General features: G+C 69.0%; 19 protein-coding genes. 10 read left to right on the top strand and 9 right to left on the bottom strand.

Going from position 1 to position 20,872, the window contains the following annotated elements; translation table 11 throughout:
- Positions 1-22 precede the first annotated feature (22 nt).
- The 5 genes from ACIQCS_RS09290 to nadB all read right to left on the bottom strand — a co-directional run bounded on the left by ACIQCS_RS09290 (position 23) and on the right by nadB (position 8,857).
- Positions 23-1,552, bottom strand: coding sequence for a lipopolysaccharide biosynthesis protein (locus ACIQCS_RS09290; RefSeq protein WP_345849528.1), 1,530 nt, complete (start codon positions 1,550-1,552; stop codon positions 23-25).
- Positions 1,549-4,317: a DNA polymerase I gene (gene polA, locus ACIQCS_RS09285; RefSeq protein WP_345849529.1), complete on the bottom strand. Its 2,769-nt coding sequence runs from the start codon at positions 4,315-4,317 to the stop codon at positions 1,549-1,551. The genes ACIQCS_RS09290 and polA overlap by 4 nt, the downstream gene beginning before the upstream one ends.
- A gap of 183 nt (positions 4,318-4,500) precedes the next feature.
- The gene (locus ACIQCS_RS09280) at positions 4,501-5,622 is read right to left on the bottom strand and encodes a serine hydrolase (protein ID WP_401530653.1); all 1,122 of its coding nucleotides are present in this window, start codon (positions 5,620-5,622) and stop codon (positions 4,501-4,503) included.
- 164 nt (positions 5,623-5,786) lie between these two features.
- Positions 5,787-7,220 carry a hypothetical protein gene (locus ACIQCS_RS09275; RefSeq protein WP_401530690.1) on the bottom strand — a complete coding sequence of 478 codons (1,434 nt, stop codon included), beginning with the start codon at positions 7,218-7,220 and terminating at the stop codon, positions 5,787-5,789.
- A 32-nt stretch (positions 7,221-7,252) separates the two neighbouring features.
- Positions 7,253-8,857, bottom strand: a complete 1,605-nt coding sequence (nadB, locus tag ACIQCS_RS09270; protein ID WP_345849531.1) for an L-aspartate oxidase — start codon at positions 8,855-8,857, stop codon at positions 7,253-7,255.
- 78 nt (positions 8,858-8,935) lie between these two features.
- Between nadB and ACIQCS_RS09265 the strand changes: the two genes are divergently transcribed.
- Positions 8,936-9,844 carry a PHB depolymerase family esterase gene (locus ACIQCS_RS09265; protein ID WP_345849532.1) on the top strand — a complete coding sequence of 303 codons (909 nt, stop codon included), beginning with the start codon at positions 8,936-8,938 and terminating at the stop codon, positions 9,842-9,844.
- 12 nt (positions 9,845-9,856) lie between these two features.
- Here the strand turns inward: ACIQCS_RS09265 and ACIQCS_RS09260 are convergent, their stop codons facing one another.
- Both ACIQCS_RS09260 and ACIQCS_RS09255 read right to left on the bottom strand, forming a co-directional pair.
- On the bottom strand, positions 9,857-10,780 hold the full coding sequence (locus ACIQCS_RS09260) for an ABC transporter ATP-binding protein (RefSeq protein ID WP_345849533.1): 924 nt from the start codon (positions 10,778-10,780) through the stop codon (positions 9,857-9,859).
- A gap of 57 nt (positions 10,781-10,837) precedes the next feature.
- On the bottom strand, positions 10,838-11,932 hold the full coding sequence (locus ACIQCS_RS09255; protein WP_345849534.1) for a histidine kinase: 1,095 nt from the start codon (positions 11,930-11,932) through the stop codon (positions 10,838-10,840).
- Positions 11,933-12,028: 96 nt separating this feature from the next.
- Here ACIQCS_RS09255 and ACIQCS_RS09250 point away from each other — a divergent pair, with 96 nt between their 5' ends.
- From ACIQCS_RS09250 to ACIQCS_RS09225, 6 genes are all read left to right on the top strand, one after another.
- Positions 12,029-12,262, top strand: a complete 234-nt coding sequence (locus tag ACIQCS_RS09250) for a zinc-finger domain-containing protein (protein ID WP_280277492.1) — start codon at positions 12,029-12,031, stop codon at positions 12,260-12,262.
- A 332-nt stretch (positions 12,263-12,594) separates the two neighbouring features.
- Positions 12,595-14,016 (top strand): metalloprotease TldD, encoded by a 1,422-nt coding sequence (gene tldD / locus ACIQCS_RS09245; protein ID WP_345849535.1) that lies wholly within the window; start codon positions 12,595-12,597, stop codon positions 14,014-14,016.
- Entirely contained in the window at positions 14,013-14,516 is a 504-nt protein-coding gene (locus ACIQCS_RS09240; RefSeq protein ID WP_345849536.1) for a type II CAAX prenyl endopeptidase Rce1 family protein, read from the top strand. Before tldD ends, ACIQCS_RS09240 begins: the two co-directional genes overlap by 4 nt.
- A 9-nt stretch (positions 14,517-14,525) precedes the next feature.
- Positions 14,526-15,458, top strand: a complete 933-nt coding sequence (locus tag ACIQCS_RS09235; RefSeq protein WP_345849537.1) for a DUF5996 family protein — start codon at positions 14,526-14,528, stop codon at positions 15,456-15,458.
- 8 nt (positions 15,459-15,466) lie between these two features.
- A complete protein-coding gene (locus ACIQCS_RS09230; protein WP_345849538.1) occupies positions 15,467-16,018 on the top strand; it encodes a pyridoxamine 5'-phosphate oxidase family protein in 552 nt (183 codons plus the stop codon).
- On the top strand, positions 16,018-16,236 hold the full coding sequence (locus ACIQCS_RS09225; protein ID WP_275912636.1) for a DUF2007 domain-containing protein: 219 nt from the start codon (positions 16,018-16,020) through the stop codon (positions 16,234-16,236). Before ACIQCS_RS09230 ends, ACIQCS_RS09225 begins: the two co-directional genes overlap by 1 nt.
- On the opposite strand, the gene ACIQCS_RS09220 is transcribed toward ACIQCS_RS09225, so the two are convergent.
- Positions 16,220-16,675, bottom strand: a complete 456-nt coding sequence (locus ACIQCS_RS09220; protein WP_345849539.1) for a hypothetical protein — start codon at positions 16,673-16,675, stop codon at positions 16,220-16,222. The two genes, ACIQCS_RS09225 and ACIQCS_RS09220, sit on opposite strands and share 17 nt — an antisense overlap.
- 122 nt (positions 16,676-16,797) lie before the next feature.
- Entirely contained in the window at positions 16,798-17,436 is a 639-nt protein-coding gene (locus ACIQCS_RS09215) for a TetR/AcrR family transcriptional regulator (RefSeq protein ID WP_345849540.1), read from the bottom strand.
- A 60-nt stretch (positions 17,437-17,496) separates the two neighbouring features.
- Between ACIQCS_RS09215 and ACIQCS_RS09210 the strand changes: the two genes are divergently transcribed.
- The 3 genes from ACIQCS_RS09210 (at position 17,497) to ACIQCS_RS09200 (ending at position 20,872) form a co-directional block, all read left to right on the top strand.
- Complete coding sequence (locus ACIQCS_RS09210; RefSeq protein WP_345849541.1) at positions 17,497-18,111, top strand: glutathione binding-like protein; 615 nt, start codon at positions 17,497-17,499, stop codon at positions 18,109-18,111.
- Positions 18,112-18,233: 122 nt separating this feature from the next.
- Positions 18,234-19,397: a lycopene beta-cyclase CrtY gene (gene crtY, locus ACIQCS_RS09205; RefSeq protein ID WP_345849542.1), complete on the top strand. Its 1,164-nt coding sequence runs from the start codon at positions 18,234-18,236 to the stop codon at positions 19,395-19,397.
- Complete coding sequence (locus ACIQCS_RS09200; RefSeq protein ID WP_345849543.1) at positions 19,394-20,872, top strand: phytoene desaturase; 1,479 nt, start codon at positions 19,394-19,396, stop codon at positions 20,870-20,872. The genes crtY and ACIQCS_RS09200 overlap by 4 nt, the downstream gene beginning before the upstream one ends.

The raw sequence follows: 20,872 nt of genomic DNA, 5'->3' as shown, positions 1-20,872 counted from the left end.
CCTCCCCGGCAAGGGAGGGGGGCTAGAGCGGCCCTTCCGTCGGCAGCGTCGCTTCGCTGGCCGCCGGCATCTTGCGGAACAGCGCCCGGTCCTCCGGGCCGAAGCCGAACTTGATGATCACGAACAGATAGGTGACCAGGATCGCCGGCATGCCGATGCTGAGCTCGGCCCATTCATATTGCTTGGGCAGGGAAGTGAACGCGCCGCCGACCAGGCCGGCGATCGCGATCGCGGCGAAGAAGCTCGGGCGGATCGAGACGACCGATGCGCCGGTGAGGCGATAGAGCAGGGCGGCCTTCACCGCCGAGCCGATCGTCAGCGACACGGCGAGCGCCAATGCCGGCCCGGCGGCCTGGACCGGCTCGGGCCAGCCCTCCGCCCGTGCGACGAAGACGAACACGAAGCTCAGCACGATCTGCAGCAGCAGCACGCACACCGATATCGCCAGGTTCTTGTGCCGGGCGATATAGACCAGGCCGGTCTCGCAGACCGCCCCGGTCGAGGCGAGCACCTCCGCGACGAGCAGGATGCACAGCGCGCCGGCGCCGATCACGAACTCCTTGCCGATCAGTCCCATCACGCCCTCGGCCGGGAGCGAGAACATCACCGCCAGCGCCGCCTGGGCGCTGGTCACCCAGAAGCCGACCTGGCGCACCTGCTTGGCGACCGCCACCCGGTCGTCCTCGGCCAGCGCCTTGGTGACGACCGGCCCCAGGATCGGATCGAAGCTCGATTTGAGCCGCTGCGGCACCGATGCCACCTGCTGCGCCATATAGTAGATTCCGACCACCGCCGGGCTGAACAGCAGCGCGAGGATGAAGCGATCGACGTTGCGTGTCGCCCATTCGATCGCGTCGGCGCCGGCGAGCGGCGCATTGGCGCGCGCGAGCCACCAGATTGAGCTGGGGCGCGGCCGCCAGCCATGCGGCAGGCCATATTCCTTGATGAAGGGCACGATCGAGGCCGCGAGCGCCGCGACCATCGACAGCGCATAGGCGAAGATCAGCCCGTCGCGCGCCGAGACATAGGAAAAGGCCCAGGCGGCGATGCTGATCGTCCAGGGCTCGATGATCGCCCGCGCGGTCACCGCCGCGCCGATATTGTGGCGATAGGCGCAGGCTGACAGCGCGACGTCGGAAAGCGCAGGGCACAGCACCACCAGCGCGACCAGCGGCTCGAGCCCGGTCACCTGGCTGTTGGGAAACATCGCCTGGGGGAAGACGACCAGCACGCCGCTGGCGATCAGCGACGCGATCAGCGCCACCACCATCGCATCCCACACGACATGGGCATGCGGCCGATCGGTACCGGCCAGCGCCTGGGCGAGCCCGCGCTTGAGGCCCAGCGTGGCGAGCAGCGCCGCGACTTCGATCACCAGCACCGCGATCGCATAGCGGCCGACAATGTCCGGGCCATAGGCGCGGCCGGCGATGAACAGGAACGGCAGCCGGGCGGCGAGGCGCAGGACGAAGCCGAGAATGTTGGTTCGCCCGCCCTTGGCGAGCGCGTCGATGTCCTCGCCCCCCGACGGCGCGGTCACGGCCTGGCTCAATGCGCCGCGCCCCAGCTCGGGCCCACGCCGATCTCGACGCCCAGCGGCACGCTGAGCCTGACCGCCGGCTCGGCGGCGGTCGCCATCACCCGCTGGATGACCGGCCGCGCCGCCTCCACATCGCCCTCGGGCAGCTCGAACACGAGTTCGTCGTGCACCTGGAGGAGCATCCGGACGTTCGGCAGGCCAGCTTCGAGCAGTGCCGGGCCCATCCGCGCCATCGCCCGCTTGATGATGTCGGCGCTGGTGCCCTGGATCGGCGCGTTGATCGCCGCCCGCTCGCTGCCGGCCCGCTCGTTCGGATTGGGCGATTTGAGCCGCGGGAAATGCGTCTTCCGGCCGAACAGGGTGGTGGTGTAGCCGCGCTCCTTGGCCAGGTTCAGCGTGTCGGCGATGTAGCGGTTGATGCCGGGGAAGCGCTCGAAATAGCGGTTGATCATCGCCTGCGCCTCGTCGGGCGTGACGTCGAGGCGGCCGGCCAGGCCCCAGCGCGAGATGCCGTAGAGGATCGCGAAGTTGATCGTCTTGGCGCGGCCGCGCGTATCGCGGTTCACTTCGCCGAACAGCTCCATCGCGGTGCGGTTGTGGATGTCCTCGCCCTGCTCGAACGCTTCCCGCAAGGCGGGCACGTCGGCGATATGCGCCGCCAGGCGCAGCTCGATCTGCGAATAGTCGGCCGAGAGGATCACATTGCCCGGTTCCGCCACGAACGCATCCCGGATCTGCCGGCCGGTCTCGGTGCGGATCGGGATGTTCTGGAGGTTGGGGTCGGTGGAGGAGAGCCGCCCGGTCTGCGCGCCGGTCAGGCTGTAGCTGGTGTGCACGCGCCCGGTCGCCGGGTTGATCTGCGCCTGGAGCGCATCGGTATAGGTGGATTTGAGCTTGGTCAGCTGGCGCCAGTCGAGCACCTTCAGCACCATCTCGCGGCCCCGCTCATTCTCGGGCGAATCCTTGTCGGCCGCGATGCGCTCCAGTTCGTTCACGTCGGTGGAATAGACGCCGGACTTGCCCTTGCGCCCGCCCTTGATCCCCATCTTGTCGAACAGCACGTCGCCCAGCTGCTTGGGGCTGCCGATGGTGAACTTGAAGCCGGCCAGCCCGTGGATCTCCTCCTCCAGCGCGGCGATCTGGTGCGAGAAGTCGGTCGAGAGCCGGTGGAGCACCTGCGCATCCACCTTGATGCCCGCGCGCTCCATGCCCGCGATCACGCCGACCAGCGGCCGGTCGACCATCTCATAGACTCGGGTCGATCCCTCATAGGCGAGCCGCGGCTTGAAGCGGCGCCACAGCCGCAGCGTCACGTCCGCGTCCTCGGCGGCGTAGCGGGTCGCGGCCTTGAGATCGACCTGGCCGAAGCCGAGCTGGTTCTTCCCCGTGCCGACCACGTCCTTATAGGCGATGCAGCTGTGCGAAAGATGGGTGGCGGCCAGCTCGTCCATGCCGTGCCCGTGCAGCCCGGCGTCGAGATCGAAGCTCATCACGATCGTGTCGTCATAAGGGGCGACTTCGATGCCGCAGCCGCCGAGCACGATCAGGTCGTATTTCAGGTTGTGGCCGATCTTGAGGACGGCGGGATCCTCGAGCAGCGGCTTCAGCTTGGCGATCGCCACCGCGCGATCGATCTGCACCGGCTTCTCGGCGAACATGTCGGTGCCGCCATGGGCGATGGGCACGTAGCAGGCCTTGTTCGGCGCCAGCGCCATCGAGACGCCGACCAGCTCGGCGCGGGTGGCGTCCACGCCGGTGGTCTCGGTGTCGACCGCCAGCCAGCCCTGGTGCCGGGCCTCGGCGATCCACCGGTCGAGCGCGGCTTCGTCCACCACGGTCTCATAGCCGTCGTGATCGCAGGGCGGATCTTCCTCCAGCCCGGGCGTCTCGTGCGTCTCGGCCGGCGCGTCCGCCACCGCCGAGAGCCGGTTGAGCAGCGTGCGAAAGCCGTGATGCTCGAGGAATGCGCGCAGCGGCGCGTCGGGAATGCCCTGCAGCGCGAAGGTCTCGAGCGGTTCGGGCAGCGGCACGTCGCTGGCCAGCTCGACCAGCTGGCGCGACAGCCGCGCCATGTCGGCATGCTCGATCAGATTGTCGCGCAGCTTGCCGGCCTTCATCGCCGGCGCGGCGGCGAGCACCGCCTCGACATCGCCATGCTCGAGGATCAGCTTGGCCGCGGTCTTGGGACCCACCCCCGGCACGCCGGGGACGTTGTCGACGCTGTCGCCCATCAGCGCCAGCACCTCGCCCAGCTTCTCGGGGCCCACGCCGAACTTCTCGATCGTGTTCTCCGGCCCCAGCCGCCGGTTGTTCATGGTGTCGAGCATGTCGACGGACGGGTCCGTCATCAGCTGCATCAGGTCCTTGTCGGAGCTGACGATGGTCACGCTCCAGCCCTGGGCCAGCGCCGCCTTGGTATAGCTCGCGATCAGGTCGTCGGCTTCCCAGCCCGCTTCCTCGATGCAGGGCAGCGAAAAGGCGCGAGTCGCGTCGCGGATCATCGGGAACTGGGGCACCAGGTCCTCGGGCGCGGGCGGGCGGTGCGCCTTGTACTGGTCGTACAGCTCGTTGCGGAACGTGTGCTCGCTCTTGTCGAGCACCACCGCCATATGGGTGGGGCCGTCGGCCTTGTTCAGCTCGTCGACCAGCTTCCACAGCATGGTCGTATAGCCATAGACGGCGCCCACCGGCTCGCCATGCTTGTTGGTGAGCGGTGGCAGCCGATGATAGGCGCGGAAGATATAGCCGGAGCCGTCGACGAGATAGAGATGGGGCATCGCCGCGCCGGGATAGCCGAGCCGGTGCGCCGAACAAAGCCCGCTTTGCTCCAGTTTGCGTCGGGGACGCCGATTCCCGGCACGGGCAGCGCTCCGGCGCGCATTTCGCCGGCGTCATCGGCCATTGGCGGGATGCGGTCGCCGCGGTCATGCGCGCGGCGTGCTCCGCCGCGTTGCCGCGCGCTAGTCGCGATGGGCGACGATCGCCTGCGCCACCTGCTGCATCAGCAGCTGGCGCTCGCGCACCGGGCGGTGGGTGTCGCCGATCATGATCGCCAGCGCATAGGATTTGCCGTCGGGCGCCGTGAGGATGCCGACATCGTTGAAGCCCGCGGTGCGCGCGCCCAGATCCTGGCCGGTGCCGGTCTTGTGGCCATAGGTCCAGCCCGGCGGCACCGCGCCGTGCACGCGGGCGCGGCCGGTCCTGGCGCCGTCCATGGTCTGGAGCAGCCAGGCAGTGGCGGTCGGCGACAGCAGCTCGCCGCGCTTCAGCCGGGCGAGCGCCACCGAGATGCCGGCGGCGGCGGCGCCGTCGGGCGGATCCTTCACATAGGATTCGAATGCCGCGAGGCGCACGGCGGGCGAAAGGCGCGAGCGGGCGATCGCGAAGCTGTTGCCCATCGAATATTCGGGCTTCCACGCCAGGCCCGCGGTGCCGGCCTGGAGCAGCTTCTCGCCGGGGCCGAAGCGCACGCCGGTAATGCCCTTGCGCGCGAGGAAGCTGCGAACGGCGTCGGGCCCGCCGACCAGCCGCAGCAGCTTGTCGTTGCAGGTGTTGTCGCTCATCTGCATCGCGCGGCGGATGATCTCGCCGACGCTGGCGGTATAGCCGGCATCGCCCTTCACCAGCGCGGCGACCGGCTGGTGGAACAGCGTGAAATCGGCCCGGGTGATCGTGATCGGGTCCTCGAGGCGGATCCTGCCCTGGTCGACCTGGTCGAGCACGGTCATCGCCACCCAGAGCTTGGACACGCTCTGCTGCGGCATCGGCCGCTCGCCATTGGCGGCGACGATCCAGCCATCGTCGATGCTGGTCACCGCGACGCCGACAAGGCCCTCGAAATTGCCGGTGATGCCGCGGATCGCCTGGTCGAGCGCGCGGGGCGCCGGCGCGGTCGGCTTCCATGCCGAGCTCTTCGCCTTGGCGTCGCCCCAGGGAAAGGCCAGGCTCACGCCATAGGCGGCGGGCAGATAGGTGGCGAGCGACGGATCGCCGTGCACGGTGCAACCCACCAGCATCGCCGGGCCGAGGCCCGCGATGGTCACTGCACGTTGAAACGTCGAGAAGTCCTCGAACTTAAACACTTAACACGACCCCTTGCCCGTCTCCGACCATGCGGCGGATGTGTTTCGCGGGAAAGTCCGCGCCATGCCGGGTTGCGACGAATACCCGTCTTGTAGCGGTGAAGCGTGAACGCAGCGAAAACGCACCGCGATTTTTCGGCGGAATGCGGGGAAAGTCCGGAGGTTCAGTTGCCGCTGGCGCGAAGCCATGCGTTGATCTCGGGCGCGGCCGGATCGGGCGTGCAGCCGCCGGCGCGGCGCAGGACGCAGCCGGGCGCGTCGGTGAGGCCGGGGGCGGCGCAGGCCTCGAGCCGATATTGCTTCGGCAGTTCCCCGGCATGGGCACGCGGCGCCACCACCACGTCGAAGGCGCCCGCATGGCGCGCGGCTTCCGCCGGCGTCCGAACCAGGTAGATCGGCGTAGCGCGGCGATAGAGCGCATAGGCGCCCGCAACGGTGTCGCGCGGCCGGTAGAGAGCGAGGCCGCAGGTGGCGGCCGGCCGGCCGGCGCGTTCGAGCGCGGCGGCGAGATCGGCCTCCAGCGACCAGTTGGGGCGGAAATGCCCCGCCGCGAGCGCCGCCGAAGCCGTGCCCCACAAGGCGAGCGTGCCCATGGTCGCCAGCGCCAGCCGGCGGCGGGGCACGCGGCGGAGCAGCTCGGCGCTGCCGATCGCGGCCAGGATCACCAGCAGCGCGGTGCTCGCCAGCACGAAGCGATATTCCTTGTGCCCGATCAGCGCATGGAAGCCGAGATGCGCCAGCGCCACCCAGAGCAGCACCGGGTAGCGCTTCGCGCCGATCCAGGCGAGCAGCAGGATCGGCGCCGTCGCGAGATACCAGTACCAGGCGATCAGCGAGAAATAGCCGGTGAGGGGCATCTCGCCATAGGCACCGGCGCGCCCGGCGATCAGGTTGATCCGCGCCGCCTCGATCATCCAGCGGAAGGGCATGGCGCCCATGGCGAGATTGGCGGCCGCGTCGATCGCCAGCGCCCCGCAGCCGCCCGCGATCAGCGGCAGCCAGGCGCCGCGCCACTCCCGCCGCGCGGTGAGGATCGCCAGCGTCAGCAAGGCGGGGGCATATTGGATGCGCGCGACGAAGCAGAGCCCCATCAGCAGCCCGGCGACCGCGAACTGGCGCGGCCCCGGCTTCCCACCCGGCTTCCCACCCGGCTTCCCACCCGGCTTTCCGCGCGCGAGCAGCAGCCAGATCGCGCCCATCAGCAGCGCCAGCCCGATCGGTTCGGAAAGCGCGCGCGGGGCGAAATAGACGAGCTCGAACCAGGTCGCCGCGACGAACCCGGCCACGATCCCGTGCAGCCGCGAGAGCCGGAGCCCCAGCGACACCGCGCTTCCCACGATCACCAGCGACAGCGCCGCGAGCATCAGCCGCGCCAGCAGCAGATGGAGCGTGGTGTCGGGCGAGAGCGCGTGCCCCAGCGCCATCGGCCCGGCGAGCAGCTCGGGGATCAGCCAGCTGCGCAGGCCTGCGCGATAGTCCCAGGTCTGCACCCAGGGGCCGGCGACCAGGTGCCAGGCGGGCTCCAGATACTGCCAGATCTCGTCGAACCAGCCGACCGTGAAAGGGATCGCGGCGGCGATGCGGAGCGCCGCCGCCAGGGCGATCGCGCCCCAGAAGATCCGCGCGCGGCTCAGGGCACCAGCACCGTGTCGACCGCCACCGGCAGCATCTCGGGATAGTCGAGCGTGTAGTGGAGGCCGCGGCTCTCCTTGCGGTGGAGCGCGGAGCGGACGATCAGGTCGGCGCTCTCGAGCAGGTTCCTGAGTTCGATCAGGTCGGGCGTCACGCGGAAATGGCCGTAATAGTCCGCCACTTCATCGCGCAGCATCTTGATCCGGTGCGCCGCGCGCTCGAGCCGCTTGGTGGTGCGCACGATGCCGACATAGTTCCACATGAAGCGGCGGATCTCGGTCCAGTTCTGCTTGATCACCACTTCCTCGTCGGAATCGGTGACGCGGCTCTCGTCCCAGGGGCGGATGGCGGGGGGCGGGGCAAGGTCGCCCCAATGCGCGGTGATGTGGCTCGCCACCGCCTCGCCGAACACGAAGCATTCCAGCAGCGAGTTGGACGCCAGGCGATTGGCGCCGTGCAGCCCCGACTGGCTGACTTCCCCGGCGGCATAGAGATTGGGCAGGTCGGTGCGCCCGTCGCGATCGATCACCACGCCGCCACAGGTATAGTGCTGGGCGGGGACGACGGGGATCGGCTCCCGCGTCATGTCGATGTCGAGGTCGAGCAGCCGGGCATGGATGGTCGGGAAGTGCTGCTTCACGAACTCCGGGCCCATGTGACTGATGTCGAGATGGACATAATCGAGGCCGAGCCGCTTGATCTCATGGTCGATCGCCCGCGCCACGATGTCGCGCGGGGCCAGCTCGGCGCGGGGATCGAGATCGGGCATGAAGCGGCGGCCCGCTTCGTCGCCGGCATCCGGGGGCAGGAGCAGGCGCCCGCCTTCGCCGCGCACCGCCTCGGTGATCAGGAAGTTCTTGACCTCGAGATTGTAGAGGCAGGTCGGGTGGAACTGCATCATCTCCATGTTCGAGATGCGGCAGCCCGCGCGCCAGGCCATGGCGATGCCGTCGCCGGTGGCGCCGCGCGGTGCGGTGGAGAACAGGTAGGTGCGCCCCGCGCCGCCGGTCGCCAGCGCGGTGGCGCGCGCGGTGAACAGCTCCACCCGGTTGGTCCGCCGGTTGAAGGCATAGACGCCCCAGACGTTGCCGGCCCCCGAATAGCGTTCCTCGTGCCGGCTGGTGGCGAGGTCGATCACCACCATGTCGGGCACCAGGGTGATGTTGGGATTGGCCTGCGCCGCCTTGAGCAGCGCGGTCTGCACCGCCAGGCCGGTCGCGTCGTCGACATGGACGATGCGGCGATGGCTGTGCCCGCCCTCGCGCGTGAGGTGCAATGCGCCGCCCTCGGTGTTGAACGGCACGCCGATCTCCGCCAGCCGGGCGATCGCGGCGGGGGCGTTCTCCACCACCATCTCCACGGTCGCGCGGTCGTTGAGCCCGGCCCCGGCGATCATCGTGTCCTCGATATGGCTCTCGAACGTGTCGCCCGGCTCCAGCACCGCGGCGATGCCGCCCTGCGCCCAGGCGGTCGATCCTTCGGCGAAGCCGCCCTTGGCAAGCACGGTCACCTTGAAGCGCTGGGCAAGGTTGAGCGCCGCGGTGAGCCCCGCCGCGCCCGATCCGATGACGAGGATGTCACTGCTATGGGGATCGTGCGCCATGTCTTCGCTGGATGTCTCTTCGGCTGGTTCCCGCCCGGACTAGGCGCTAGGCAGGGGTGCTGGCAACGGGAGAGAGATATGCGCCGCCAAAGCCTGGGTTTCGCGACGGCCGCGCTGGCGGCGCTCTGGGCCGCACCCGCCGCCGCTGCCGGCTGTACCCTGGGCGCTTCCGGCGAGACGGTGCGTGTCGCGGTGGGCCAGACGGGGCGCTTGGCGATGCTGCATCTGCCCGCCGGCTTTTCGCGCAAGCGCCCGGCGCCGCTCGTCCTGCTGCTCCATGGCAGCGGCGGCAGCGGCAAGGGCATATTCGAGAATTCGAAGCTCGCTGCGGCCGCCGATCGCCACGGCTTCATCGTCGTCGCGCCCGACGCCGGCATCCCCGTACAGCAGGGCTTCGTCTGGAACATCCCGGGCGTTCCCACGGTCACCGGCAAGATCCCCGGCCCGGGGGATGCCGACGACGTCGCGTTCCTGAAGGACGTGATCGACTGGCTGGCGGCCAATCGCTGCGCCGACCGGACCCGCGTGTACGCGACCGGTCTTTCAGGCGGGGGGCGGATGAGCAGCTGGCTGGGCTGCGTCGCCGCCGATCGCTTCGCCGCGATCGCGCCGGTGGTCGGCCTGCGCGCCGGCAATCCGCTGGCGGGCAATCCGCGCGTGCCGGATCCCGCCACCTGCACGCCGTCGCGCGCCGTTCCTGTGATCGCCTTCGCCGGAGACGCGGACAGGACCAACCCGATCCAGGGCGGCGGCGCGGGCTATTGGCAATATACGATGGCGATGGCGCTCGCCCGCTGGTCGGACCTGGATGGCTGTCGCGCCGGCCCGGCGCAACGCGCGCTGGGCGCGGCGCTATATGAGGTGCGCTATTCCGATTGCCGCGCCGGTGCCGAGGTGCTCGGCCGGATCACCCGCGGCGCCGGCCATGTCTGGGCTGCCGACAATGACGCGATGTGGGCCTTCTTCGCGCGGCACCGGCGGCGCTGAGCCGGCCCCGGCCTAGCTATTGGCCGCCCGGGTGAGGTTGAGGAACACGTCCTCCAGGTCCGCCTCGCGGGTCGAGACGTCGACGATGCCGAGGCCGGCGCCCTGCACCGCGCCCAGCACCTCGCCGGCATTCGCCTGGTCCTTGCGATAGGTGATCACCAGCGTCCGCGCGCCCTTCATCTCCACCTTCTGGAAACAGGCATTGGCCGGCGGTGCCGCCACGTCGCGGTCGACCGTCACTTCGACCACCTTCTCCTGCGCCATCCCCACCAGCTCGCGCGTCGGCTTGTTGGCGATCAGCTTGCCGTGGTTGATGATCGCGATCCGGTCGCACAATTGCTCGGCTTCCTCGAGATAATGAGTGGTCAGCACCACTGTCACCCCGCGCTGGTTGAGCTGGCGCACATAGGCCCAGAGCTGCTGGCGAAGCTCGACGTCCACGCCCGCGGTCGGCTCGTCGAGCACGAGCACCGGCGGCGAATGCACCATTGCCTTGGCCACCATCAGCCGGCGCTTCATGCCGCCCGAAAGCGTGCGTGAATAGGCATCGGCCTTGTCCTCCAGATGCACCGCGCGCAGCAGCTCCATCGCGTCGAACCGGCCCCGGGCCACGCCGTAGAGCCCGGCCTGGATCTCCAGCGTCTCCTTGGGCGTGAAGAAGGGATCGAAGATGATCTCCTGGTTGACGATGCCGATGCTCGCCTTGGCGTTGCGCGGATGCGCATCGATGTCGAAGCCCCAGATCGAGACCGCGCCGCCGGTCTTGTTGACCAGCCCGGCCAGGATGTTGATCAGCGTCGACTTGCCGGCGCCGTTCGGGCCGAGCAGCCCGAATATCTGCCCGCGCGGCACGTCGAAGGTCACCCCGTCGAGCGCGCGCTTGCCGCCCTGATAGGTCTTGCAGAGATCCTGGATCGCGATCGCAGCCTGAGTCATGCCCCGCGCATATCGCGTTGCGGCGGCTCGGCAAAGGCCCGGCGGCGGCGTGGGGCGTCAGGCGGCGTCGCGCAGCCCGTCGGCAGGGGGGATCGGCAGCCGGATCGTCGCGCGATAGCCCCGGTCGATCGGTCCGCCCTCGAGCGAGGCGGCCTCCGCATAGACCATTTCCAGCCGGGTACGGGTGTTGGCCAGGCCGATGCCATGCCCGTCGTGCCGGCCCCGGGGCGGGTTCTGCCCCTCCCAGCGATTCTCCACCGTCAGCACGAGCATGTCATCCTCGCGGTGGGCGCGTATCGCGATCTCGCTCCTGCCGGAGACTGCCTCCACGCCATGCTTGATCGCATTCTCGACCAGGGGCTGGAGCAGGAAGCTCGGCACGGATACGGCACCAAGCCCGGCCGCCACTTCCATCCCGACCTCCAGCCGCTCGCCGAAGCGCGCGCCTTCGATCTCGAGATAGCGCTCCACCGTTTCCAGTTCCTCGGCCAGCGGCAGGCTCTGCGTCTCGATGTCCATCGATGCCTGGAGGAAATTGGCGAGCCCCTCTGCCATCTGGTTCGCCTCGGCGGTGCGCCCGGTCACGATCAGGCTGGAGACGACGTTGAGCGAATTGCACAGGAAATGCGGATTGAGCTGCAGGCGCAGCATGGTGAGCTCGGCCTCCAGCCACGCCACCTTGGCCTCGGCCAGCTCGCGCTCGCGCAGGCGGATCTTCCGCATCGTGCCGGTGATGACGAACAGCGAGAGATTGCATGCGTCGATCAACAGGTAGATCACGGTGACGAGGAGCAGCGCCTGGCCCGAATGGTCGGGAATGCGCGTGGCCATGAACTCGTGGGTCGCGAACTGGCCAGCATAGTCCAGGACCATCTGGAGGATCGCCGTGCCGAGCAGCACGGCGACTCCGGCCGGGATGGCGAGCCGCAATCGCTTGCCGACCGCCCAGCGCAGCACGGCATAGGGCAATGCGACCAGCAGGATCGCCGCGCCCGTGCCCCAGGCGAGGGTGATCCATTCGCCCGCGCCCACGATCTGCCCCGAGACGAACGAGCCGGGTATGATCACCGACATCGTCGCGCCCCACAGCACCGCGGTCAGCTGTGCGGCCTGTTTCGGGGTGGGCGGCACGATATCGAACCGGTTCGTCATGGCGTGACAGGATACTAACACACGGCGCCGATAGGCAAGCGCCGCCGAATCCCGCGCATCGTTGCGGGACGCGAGCGCGCTTGCTATCGGCGACTCATGACCGCGCCCCTGCCCGAGACCATCCGCACCGCTTCCGCCCGCGTCGCCTGTGACGGCACCGGCCCCGGCCTGCCCGCTGCCCTGGGCCATCCGCGGGTGTTCCTGCAGATCGACGAGCATGGCTATGTCGATTGCGGCTATTGCGATCGCCGCTTCGTGCTGATCGGCGGCCCGGCCGACGGCGCCGACCAGGGCCGCCTGCCGGATCATCCGGCCGGCGCGAGCATCTAGGGCGGATCACGCTTCGATCCGGGGCTGCGCCGCCGTTCCTGCACGCCGTGCGGTTGCAAATCAGGATTTCGCCTGCCTGGCTCGCGCAGCCGGGATCACGGCCCGGCCGCTTTCTGATTCCGTTGGAAAAATAGGATCGGGCTTGCGCAAGAATATTGCGGGATGCCCGCTATTTCCGGCGCAACAGGGAAGGTGGGCGCGCCGGGAATCTGCCGCGTGCACGACCTTTGCGATCTTCCGCGCGCCGGCCCGGCCCGCAATATAGGGAGGCAGTGGCTGCCGCAGGTGCGAAGCCATATGGCGTCCGTCGGCGGCGCCCCTATATCTGCGGCATGTACAGCGATCCACGCAACTTCCTCTATCGCGACGGTTTCGATCCCGATGCCGCGGCGACGCTCACCGCCGAGGCGCTTCGCGGCGCGGAAGATGGCGAACTCTATCTCCAGTATCGCAAGACCGAGGCGTTCGGCTTTGACGACGGCCGGCTGAAGACCGCCTCGTTCGACACGCAATCGGGCTTCGGCCTGCGTGCCGTATCGGGGGAGACCACGGCGTTCGCCCATGCCAACGAGATCTCGCCCGCGGCGATTCGCCGCGCCGCCGAGACGATGGCGCTGATCGATCCGTCGAAACGGGCCAAGGCGCCGCCGCCCCAGGGCAACAACCGCCATCTCTACACCCATGCCGATCCGCTCGACCTGGTGCCCTTCGCCGACAAGGTGAATCTGTGCCAGGCGATCGACGCCGCCGCCCGCGCCCGCGATCCGCGCGTGGCGCAGGTCTCGGTCGGGCTCACCGGCTCGTGGAGCGTGGTCGAGATCGTGCGGGCCGACGGCTTCGTCGCCACCGATGTCCGCCCGCTGGTCCGCCTCAACGTGTCGATCGTGGTCGAGCAGAACGGCCGGCGCGAGACCGGCAGCTTCGGGCTGGGCGGGCGCACGCTCTACGACAATCTCTTCCGGCCCGAGACCTGGAACCGCGCGATCGACGAGGCGCTGGCCCAGGCGCTGGTCAATCTCGACGCGGTCGACGCGCCGGCGGGCGACATGACCGTGCTGTGCGGCCCGGGCTGGCCCGGCGTGCTGCTCCACGAGGCGGTGGGCCATGGGCTCGAGGGCGATTTCAACCGCAAGGGCACCTCGGCCTTTTCGGGCCGGATCGGCGAGCGGGTCGCGGCGCCGGGAGTCACGGTGGTCGACGACGGATCCCTCCTCGACCGGCGCGGTTCGCTGTCGATCGACGACGAAGGCACGCCGACGCGCGAGACGGTCCTCATCGAGGACGGCATTCTCAAGGGCTATATGCAGGATCGGCTGAATGCCCGGCTGATGGGCGTGGCGCCCACCGGCAACGGCCGCCGCGAATCCTTCCAGCACGCGCCGATGCCGCGCATGACCAACACCTTCATGAAGGGCGGCCGGGACGATCCCGCCGAGCTGCTGAGCCGCGTGAAGAAGGGCATCTACGCCAAGTCGTTCGGCGGCGGCCAGGTCGACATCGTCTCGGGCAAGTTCGTCTTCTCCTGCACCGAGGCGTACAAGATCGAGGACGGCAAGCTGGGTGCCCCGATCAAGGGCGCGACGCTGATCGGCGACGGCCCCTCGGTGCTCACTCGCGTCACCGGCATCGGCAACGACTTCGCGCTCGACGAGGGCGTCGGCATGTGCGGCAAGGGCGGGCAGAGCGTGCCGGCCGGCGTCGGCCAGCCGACCCTGCTGGTCGAGGGGCTGACGGTGGGCGGCACCGCGGCGTGAGATCGGCCGGGCGTCGCCTTCACGCGGCGTTCGCCACCTGGCCCGATGCGCATGGCTGGCGGCGGGCGGGCCGGGAACTGCTCTGGGGACTGCCTGTCATCGCCCTGCTCGCCTTCGCGACCGGGCTTGCCCGGTTCGATCCGATGCCGTTCGGTGCGCCTTGGCTCGCTTGCTTCTTCGGCCTGATGCTGGTGCCCGCGCTGGGCGAGGAACTGGCGTTTCGCGCGCTGCTCGTGCCCAGGCCGGATCAGCCCTTCCCGGCATGGCAGGCGGTGCTGGCCGTCACTGCCTTTCTCCTCTGGCATCCCTTGCAGGCGCTCGGCTTCGGCCCGCCCTGGTCGGCGCTCTTCCTCGATCCGCGTTTCCTGGCGATCGTCGCGGTGCTGGGCACGCTGCTCGTCCGCCTTTATCGTGCGACCGGCAGCATCTGGCCCTGCGTCGCCAGCCACTGGCTCGTCGTCGCGGCATGGAAGCTGTTGTTCGCCGGGCCGATCGGATAGGATCCGGGCATGACCCAGGCGTTGCCCCGACTCGACTGGTCCGGCTGGCGCGAGACCGCGCGGCACCTGCACCTGATCACCCAGATGATCGGCAAGATTCGCCTCGCGCGGACGCCCTGGCTCAACCATGGCTGGCACGTGGCGCTCTATCCCACGGTGCATGGCCTCACCACCGGCCCGATCCCCTGTGCCGAAGCGACGCTCCAGCTCGATCTCGATCTGCAGGTGGGCGAACTCCGCCTCGCCACCGATGCCGGGGGCGAGGCCAGCCTGCCGCTCGGCCCGGGCAGCATCGCCGATTTCCATGCGGCGCTGACCGGCGCGCTCGCCGCGCTCGGCACGCCGGTGACGTTCAACGGCGTGCCGAGCGAAATGCCGGATGCCGTCCCCTTCGCGCAGGACGTCGAGTCCCGCCCGTGGGACGGCGAGGCGGTGCGCGATTTCCACCACGCGCTGCTCTGGATCGATCGCGTCTTCCAGCAGTTCCGCACCGGCTTTCTCGGCAAGGCCAGCCCGGTGCATTTCTTCTGGGGCAGCTTCGACCTGGCGGTGACGCGCTTCTCCGGGCGGACGGCCCCGCTGCATCCGGGGGGCATTGCCGGCCTGCCCGACGCAGTGACCTGCGAAGCCTATAGCCATGAGGAAGCGAGCGCCGGCTTCTGGCCCGGGAACGACGCGTTCCCGAAGGCGGCCTTCTACGCCTATGGCTATCCGGCGCCCGCCGGCCATGCCGAAGCGCAGATCCCGGCGCCCGCTTATTACGACGCCGCGCTCGGCGAATGGCTGCTCGACTATGACGCGGTGCGCTTGGCGGAAGATCCGCGGGCGGTGCTGCGCGACTTCCTTCAGGCAAGCTATGACGCCGTCGCCGATCTCGGCCATTGGGACCGCGCCCATCTCGAATGCGTGCCGGGCATCCCGCGCCGCCCGCGCCAGGTGTAGCCGGCGGCATGGCCCGGTTCTTCGACGTGCTTTCGGACGATCAGTGCGCCTTTATCGCCCGCCAGCCCCTGTTCTTCGTCGCCACCGCCGCGGCCGGCGGCCGCGTCAACCTCAGCCCCAAGGGCATGGACTGTTTCCGCGTGCTCGGGCCCGATCGCATCGCCTATCTCGACGTCGCCGGATCGGGGAACGAGACTCATGCCCATCTGGTCGCCGATGGGCGCATCACCCTGATGTTCTGCGCGTTCGACAATCCCGCCCTGATCCTGCGCCTCTATGGCCGCGCCGTGCCGGTGCTGCCCCAGGACGAAGGCTGGGCGGCGCTGCGGGCGCATTTCACGCTGCTGCCGGGCACGCGCCAGATCTTCGACATGACGGTGGAGAGCGTCCAGACCTCGTGCGGCTGGGGCGTGCCGCACATGCGCTTCGAGCGCGAGCGCGAGACGCTCGCCAAATATCATGCCACGCACGATTCCGCGCTGCGCCTCGCCAAATATGCGGTGCGCACGCACAGCATCGACGGGCTGCCCGTCCGCAATCCCACGCAGGAGCCCCGCTGATGCCGCTCGTCGAACTGGGCCGGTACGACCGGCAGGAAGCCTTCATCGTCCAGGGGCGGCTGGAGGATGAGGACATCCCCAGCTTCGTGTTCGACGCCGGGACCAGCATCGCCGATGGCTCGTACCTGCTGATCCCGGTGCGCGTGATGGTGGACGACGAGGATCTGGCGCGGGCGCGCGCGATCCTCGACGCCGCTCGGCTCAGGTCACGATCCTGACGGGCATCGTCGCGATTTCCTTGCCGTCGCAGAAGATCGTGACGGCCCGGTATCTCGGCAGCGCCGGCTTGACCTCGGCCTTCACGTCCTGCGTCGTCACGACCTGCGGGACCGGACCGGTCGGCGCGGTGGCGATGAAATCGAAGCGCTGGGTCGGCGGCAGGGCCTTGTCGAGGATGCCCCGATGGAGCGCCAGCTTCCAGCCGGCCGTGGGCGTGGTCGCCTTTCCGAGCACATGAAGCGTCGGCGTGGAACCGGGCCCGGGCATCTTGTCGAGCCATGCCTTCCAGCCCGTCGTCTTGACTCTCGCACAGGCATTGGCCGGCACGGCCGATGCGTCGGCTGCGGCGGGAAGCGACGCCTCCCTGGTATCCAATGCCGTATAGCCGGCGGCGAGCATCGCAACGAGGGCCAGCGACGGCCAAGATAGAGCCTGCATGTCCATTTCTCCCCATGAGTCGTGGTGCGGGGATGCTGCGCCCGTTCTACTGGGAGTCAAACAGGTTCGGCGCCGAAATGGACATGTAATGCAGGGCGGTCGATTGCGGATTGATAATAAAGCTATTTAGTTTCGTCGTCCGGATTTCGAAGAGTATTTGCTTCGGCCAGCAGCAGGGCGGTCGCTTTCTTCGCGATCGCGATCAGGTCGTCGCGCGAAGTGCCGGCCCGGGCGCGGGTGCTCAGCGAATGGATCACCGAAGCGGCGATCTGGGCATCGCCGCGCGGGTCGGCGCTTCCCGCCTGCGCCATCAGCCGCTCGATCCAGCCGTCCTGCAATGCCATGAACGCGGCCAGCGCCGCGCGGATGTCCGGATCGGTAACCGCTTCGGCCGCCGCGGTATTGACCGCGATGCAGCCCGAGGGGCCATGTTCGCCGGTCAGAAAGCCTTCGATCGCGCCGAGGAACAGCGCCTTGAGCATCTTCTCCGGCGGATAGCCCACCGCATGGAGCGCGGCGAAGGTCGAATCGATCACGGCATGGGTGCGCGCCAGGCCGGCGAGATACAGCGCCTTCTTGTCGCCGAACGTCGCATAGAGGCTCGGCCGGTTCACGCCGGTCGCCGCGGCCAGCTCGTCGAGCGAAGTGTTGGAATAGCCGAGCGTGCGAAAACGCTGGAGCGCGGCGCGCAACGCCGCCTCCTCGTCGAACTTGCGCGGCCGTCCCCGCCCGCGCGACGCTGTTTTTGTATCGTTTCGCATTAAATTCCTTGACGCGCCTATTTTTGTGCGGGATCGTACAAAAATCAAGGGAGACTCGGGATGAAGCTCTATTTCACGCCTTTCGCCTGCTCGCTCGCGGCGCGCATCGCGCTCGAGGAAGCCGGGCTCGACGCCGAATATGTCCAGGTGCCCAAGGATCTGCGCCTGGCGGACGGGCGCGATTTCACCGAGATCTCGCCGATGGGCTATGTCCCCGCGATCGAGACCGGCACCGGCTTCGTGCTCACCGAAGGTCCGGCAGTGCTTACCTATATCGCCGAGCTGGCGCCCGAAGGCGCGCTCAGCTTCTCCGGCTTTTCCGACGGGCATTACCGGATGCTCGCCTGGCTGAACTTCGTCAGCACGGAGCTGCACAAGGCGGTGTTCATGCCGATTCTCGGCAAGGGCTATGGCGCGGCCGAGCAGGATGCCGCCCGGGCCCGCCACGCCCGGCCCTTCGCCGTGCTGTCGAAGCATCTCGAGGGTCGCGAATATCTCGACGATCGCTTCACCGTGGCGGACGCCTATCTGCTCGCCGTGCTCAACTGGTGCGAATATTCGAAGGTGCCGCTTGCCGAATGGCCGGTGCTGGCAGCCTATCGCGAGCGCGTTCGTGCCCGCCCGGCGGTGGCCCGGGCGATGGCCGCCGAATGGCCGCTGCTCCAGGCGGCCTGATCTTCCTCCCGGGCTCCGGGCGCGGCCGCATCGCGGCCTCTCCCGCCACACCTGCCCCTTCCGCCGGCGCGGAAGGGGCATTTTTGTTGGAATCGCGCGAATCGCTGGGTTAGGCCTGTGTCATGCCCGCAACGATCAACTGCGACGTGGCGATTGTCGGCGGGGGCCTGGCCGGCGGACTGATCGCGCTCGCCCTGCGCCGCAAGCGCCCGGATTGCGACGTGCGCATCGTCGAGGGCGGCAGCCGGATCGGCGGCAACCATCTCTGGTCCTTCTTCGCCACCGATGTCGCGCCGGGGGACCGCTGGCTCACCGCGCCGCTGATCGGTCATGGCTGGACCAGCTACGACGTCGCCTTTCCGGCGGTCTCGCGGACCCTGCGCACCGGCTATTATTCGATCGAATCGCGCCGGCTCGACCAGGTCGTCCGCGCCGAGCTGCCCGCGCAGGCGGTGATGACGCGGCGCAAGGTGCTTGCCGCCAGTCCCACCGCGGTCGTCCTGTCCGATGGCGACCGGATCGAGGCCAAGGGCGTGATCGATTGCCGCGGCCCCGCCGATCTCGCGGCGCTGCGCTGCGGCTGGCAGAAATTCTACGGCCGTGAGCTGGCCCTGGGCGAAGCGCACGGCCTGGCGCGGCCGAAGCTGATGGACGCGACCGTCGAGCAGCTGGACGGCTACCGGTTCGTCTATGCGCTGCCGTTCGGCCCCACCTGCGCGTTCGTCGAGGACACCTATTACAGCGACACCCCGGATTTCGATGCGGCGCTGCTCGGCGCGCGGATCGCCGCCTATGCCGATGCGCAGGGCTGGCAGGTCGATCGCGTCGTGCGCGAGGAGGGCGGCGCGCTGCCCGTGGTGATGGGCGGCGACTTCGAGGCCTATTGGCAGGCGGGCGGCAACAAGGTCGCCAAGGCGGGCGCGCGCGCCGGCCTGTTCCATCCGCTCACCAGCTACGCGCTGCCCGATGCGGTGCGCACCGCCACGCTGGTCGCGGCCGCGAGCGACCTTGGCGGGCCGGCGCTGCACCGGCTGCTGCACGATTTCGCCCGATCGACATGGCGCCGCCGCCATTTCTACCGCATGCTCGCCGCCATGTTGTTCAAGGCCGCCGAACCCGCGGAGCGTTACCGCATCCTCCAGCGCTTCTACCGGCTCGATCCGCAGCTGATCGGGCGCTTCTATGCCGGGCATTCCACCCTGGCCGATCGCCTGCGCCTGGTTTCGGGCAAGCCGCCGGTGCCGATCGGCCGCGCGCTCGCGGCGATCCGGGAGTCGTTCCGGTGAAGCGGGCCGTCGTGGTCGGCGCCGGGATCGGCGGCCTGGCGCTCGCGATCCGGCTGCAGGCGGCGGGCGTCGACACGGTGGTGCTGGAGGCGCGCGACAAGCCGGGCGGGCGCGCCTATTTCTGGGAGAAGGACGGCTTCACCTTCGACGCCGGCCCCACGGTGATCACCGCGCCCGAGGCACTGCGCGAACTCTGGCAGCTTTCCGGGCACGACATGGCCGCCGATGTGAAGCTGAAGCCGGTCACGCCCTTCTATCGCCTCTCCTGGCCCGACGGGACGCGCTTCGACTATTCCAACGACGATCACCAGCTCGCCGCCGAGATCGCGCGGTTCGAGCCGCAGGATGTCGCCGGCTATGGCCGCTTCCTCGAATATGCCGCCGGCGTGTACGAGGAAGGCTATGTGAAGCTCGGCCATGTCGCGTTCCAGGACGTCATGTCGATGGTCCGCGCCGCGCCGGCGCTCGCCAAATATGGCGCGTGGCGCTCGGTCTATGCCAAGGTGGCGAGCTTCATCCGTAACGAGAAGCTGCGCCAGGCCTTCTCCTTCCACACGCTGCTGGTGGGCGGAAACCCGATGACCGCGAGCGCGATCTATGCGCTGATCCACCAGCTCGAGCGCCAGAGCGGGGTCTGGTGGGCCGAGGGCGGCACCAACCGGCTGGTCGCCGGGATGGTCCGCCATTTCGAGCGGCTGGGCGGCACGCTGCGGCTCGGCGATCCGGTGACCGGCATCGACACGCTGGGCGATCTCGTCACCGGGGTGCGCACGGCGGGCGGCCTGGAGCTGCAGGTCGATGCGCTCGCCTGCAACGCGGACGTGGTCCATGGCTATCGCGATCTGCTGAAGGGCTCGCGCTCCAGCCAGCGCGCGGCGCAGGCGCTGGTGCGCAAGCGCTTCTCGCCGTCGCTGTTCCTCGTCCATTTCGGCGTGCGCGGGACCTTTCCCGAGATCGCGCATCATTCGGTGCTGTTCGGGCCGCGCTATCAGGGCCTGCTCGCCGACATCTTCGATCACGGCGTGCTGAGCGAGGATTTCTCGCTCTATCTCCACCATCCGAGCGCGAGCGATCCGACGATGGCACCGGCCGGCCATGCGACCTTCTATGCGCTTTGCCCGGTGCCGCATCTCGGCAAGTTCCCGGCGGACTGGAGCGAGATCGCCCCGATCCTGGAGGAGCGTATCCTTGCCGAAATCCAGCGCCGGCTGATTCCGGACCTCGGGAATCGTATCCTCACCAGGTTCAGCTATGCGCCGCCCGATTTTCGCGACGATCTCGGCGCGCATCTGGGCTCGGCCTTCAGCCTCGAGCCGATCCTCACCCAGAGCGCCTGGTTCCGCACCCATAATCGCGACGATGCGATCCACAACCTGTTCTTCGTCGGTGCCGGCACCCATCCCGGGGCCGGCATTCCCGGCGTGGTCGGCAGCGCGAAGGCGACCGCCGCGCTGATGCTGGGCGACGGCAAGTGA

Origin of the sequence: Sphingomonas sp. NPDC092440 (assembly GCF_044754985.1) — a bacterium.
In the GTDB taxonomy this organism is placed as follows: Bacteria; Pseudomonadota; Alphaproteobacteria; order Sphingomonadales; family Sphingomonadaceae; genus Sphingomonas.
This window is presented reverse-complemented; position numbering and strand designations above follow the sequence as displayed.